A 2,806-nucleotide genomic window follows, 5' to 3' on the forward strand; every position below is an offset into this window, starting at 1 on the left:
GCCTCGGTCAACGCCACCAGCAGGCCGTGCCGGGAGCCGAACCGCCCCGCCACGCTGCCCACCGACACGCCGGCCTCCTCGGCCACCGCCGCGAGCGTGAAGCCCGGACCGACCCGGCCGATGACCGCACCGGCCGCCTCCAGCAGCCGTTCGGCACTGATCCTCCGCGGTCGCCCCACCGGGTTATTGAACCACCATTCAGTAACCCGTGCAACCGGCACCCGGACTCCGGGCGGGATCAGGGTCGGAATCAGGGTGATCACCGACGTCGCGACCGGCCGGGTCCGGCATCCTGGTTCGAGGGGAGGCGGGGTGGTCCACCCCGGCGCGCCGTGGACGCGGCCCCGCCCGGGGCCGGACGACCGGGGTGGCCCACCCTCGCCGAGACAGGCATCTCTGCGGCACGGGCCGCACTGGAGGACACAGATGATCGAGGCACGGGGCCTCACCAAGCGCTACGGCAACACCCTCGCGGTGAACGACCTCTCGTTCGACGTGAAACCGGGTAAGGTCACCGGGTTCCTCGGGCCGAACGGAGCGGGCAAGTCCACCACGATGCGGATGATGCTCGGGCTGGACAACCCCACCTCCGGGGAGGTGCGGATCGCGGGCGAGCGTTACCGCGACCTGCGCCACCCGCTGCGGACCGTGGGGGCACTGCTGGAGGCACGGTGGGTCCACCCGAACCGCTCCGCGCGGGCGCACCTGCGCTGGCTGGCGAAGTCGAACCGCATCCCGGAGCGCCGGATCGACGAGGTGCTCGACGCGGTGGGGCTCACCGACGTCGCGGGCAAACGGGCCGGTGGCTTTTCGCTCGGCATGTCCCAACGGCTCGGTCTCGCGACGGCGCTGCTGGGCGATCCCGGGGTGCTGTTGTTCGACGAACCGGTCAACGGCCTCGACCCGGAGGGCATCCTCTGGATCCGCCGGTTCATGCAGCGCCTCGCCGAGGAGGGACGCACGGTTCTCGTGTCCAGCCACCTGCTGTCCGAGATGGCGCAGACCGCGAGCGAGCTCATCGTGATCGGCAAGGGCGAGCTGATCGCGCAGAGCGGGACCGACGAGTTCGTAGCCCGTGCGTCCGCACTGACCGTCAAGGTGCGCAGCCCGGAGATCGGCCGGTTGCGGAGCACGCTGGCCGGGGCGGGCGCCGAGTGCACGGAGGCCGACGACGGCGTCCTGGTCACCGGCATGGACAGCGACCGGATCGGTGAGATCGCCGCACGTGAACAGGTCGTGCTGCACGAGCTGAGCCCGCAACGCGGCTCACTGGAGCAGGCGTTCATGCAGATCACGGGGGACTCGGTGGAGTACCACGCCGACCTCGGCGTCGACGACGCAACGGCACCCGCCCCCGCCGGGGCCTGACCCCACCCGGACGACCCCACAGCCCACCGAGACCGACCGAGGAAATCATGACTCTGCTCGCCGTCGAACGCATCAAACTCCTCACCACCCGCTCACCCTGGTGGTGCGCGATCGCAGGCATCGTGCTCACCGCGGGCTTCACCGCGCTCGTGGTCGGCAACGCGGGTGAGCGTTTCCCCGCCACCGTCGCGAGCACCCAGTTCGGCTACACCTTCGGGCTCGCCGTGATCATGGTGCTCGCCACGCTCGCCGTGACGACCGAGTACCGGTTCAGCACCATCCGCACCACCTTCCAGGCCGTGCCGAACCGCACGAACGCGCTCCTGGCGAAAACCACCGTCGTCGCGATGATTTCGCTGATCCTCGGCGAGATCATCGCCTTCACGTGCTGGGGACTGGCCCTTCTCCTGGCGCCCGGAAGCGACCTCGCGCTGAACAGCACCGCCGACTGGATCAATGTCGCGGGGGTCGGGGTGGTCTTCGCGATCTCCGCCGTCATCGCGGTGGCGGTCGGCATTCTGGTGCGGCACAGCGCCGGGGCGATCTCGTTATTGATGATCTACAGCCTCGCCGTGGAAGGCCTGGTCCAGCTCATCCCGACCATCGGGGACGACATCTACGCGTGGATGCCGTTCAACGTGGCCCACAAGTTCCTCACCGGAAACGGCGAGGCGAACGGGGACCGCATGGTCGAGGCGGGAATGCCATTGTCCACCTCGACGCTGAGCCAGGGCGCGGCACTGGTCTACTTCGCCGCGGTCGCGGCCGTACTGCTCGCCGTGTCCCTCGTGGTCGCCAACCGGCGGGACGCCTGAACCACGGTCCGTGCGGAACGAAAGGCGGGTTTCGGGAACGGTTCCGTGACCCGCTTTACACCTCCACCCGCGCCGGGAATGGTTTAATGACGGTCAACCCACCGCGGGTCGTCTCGCTCGGAAGGGTCTCCGAATGTGCACCGGCGCGACGGTGGGTATTCCGGCGTCAGGAAACTCCACGGAGGTGACCCCTTGGCGGCGACACGGAACCCGGCGGCGGTGGACGCGGGCCCGGGAACGGCACGACACCCGGACACGGCCGCGGAAACGGCCCCGTACCCGGTGCTGCCGTCCCCGCGGCTGGAACCGATGGTGGAACTGGAATGGGCCGGTGCGATCGAACAGCCGTTCGGGATCACCGACGCCTCCCGGCCCGCCGACCTCCGGGTGGCCTGGCTCCACCGTGCGCCCGAGGACGAGGTGCTGGCGCTGTACCGCGCGGCGTGCGCGGTGAGCGGGCCGGTGCCGTCGCCGTGGTGGTTGCGGGCGGTGGCCGCGGGCACACTGGCCTCCCGCGCGGACGGTTTCCGCGTGGAGGACCGGATCGACCGGCTGCTGGCGACCCGGCCCGGGTGGGAGTACGTGCCGTGGGCCGCCGACGGCGAGTCCGGGTACTGGGAGTT

The 2,806-nt window shown here is 70.3% G+C and carries 3 protein-coding genes and 1 pseudogene; 3 read left to right on the forward strand and 1 reads right to left on the reverse strand.

What is annotated here, in order from left to right; all coding sequences use genetic code 11:
• Positions 1-179: TetR family transcriptional regulator (locus tag SACHA_RS22325; protein ID WP_039739186.1), on the reverse strand; the 179-nt coding region annotated here is incomplete at its 3' end.
• 247 nt (positions 180-426) lie between these two features.
• Between SACHA_RS22325 and SACHA_RS0114715 the strand changes: the two genes are divergently transcribed.
• The 3 genes and pseudogenes from SACHA_RS0114715 to SACHA_RS25560 form a co-directional block, all read left to right on the forward strand.
• Positions 427-1,368, forward strand: a complete 942-nt coding sequence (locus tag SACHA_RS0114715; protein WP_019810938.1) for an ABC transporter ATP-binding protein — start codon at positions 427-429, stop codon at positions 1,366-1,368.
• 47 nt (positions 1,369-1,415) lie between these two features.
• A complete protein-coding gene (locus tag SACHA_RS0114720; RefSeq protein ID WP_019810939.1) occupies positions 1,416-2,183 on the forward strand; it encodes an ABC transporter permease in 768 nt (255 codons plus the stop codon).
• A 309-nt stretch (positions 2,184-2,492) separates the two neighbouring features.
• Positions 2,493-2,806, forward strand: a pseudogene (locus tag SACHA_RS25560) (hypothetical protein); the annotation flags it as partial.

Origin of the sequence: Saccharomonospora halophila 8 (assembly GCF_000383775.1) — a bacterium.
Taxonomy (GTDB): Bacteria; Actinomycetota; Actinomycetes; order Mycobacteriales; family Pseudonocardiaceae; genus Saccharomonospora; species Saccharomonospora halophila.

Bases quoted from the DNA above. Each gene is read 5' to 3' on its own strand.
- SACHA_RS0114715 (WP_019810938.1), top strand. From the start codon at position 427: ATGATCGAGGCACGGGGCCTCACCAAGCGCTACGGCAACACCCTCGCG.
- SACHA_RS0114720 (WP_019810939.1), top strand. From the start codon at position 1,416: ATGACTCTGCTCGCCGTCGAACGCATCAAACTCCTCACCACCCGCTCA.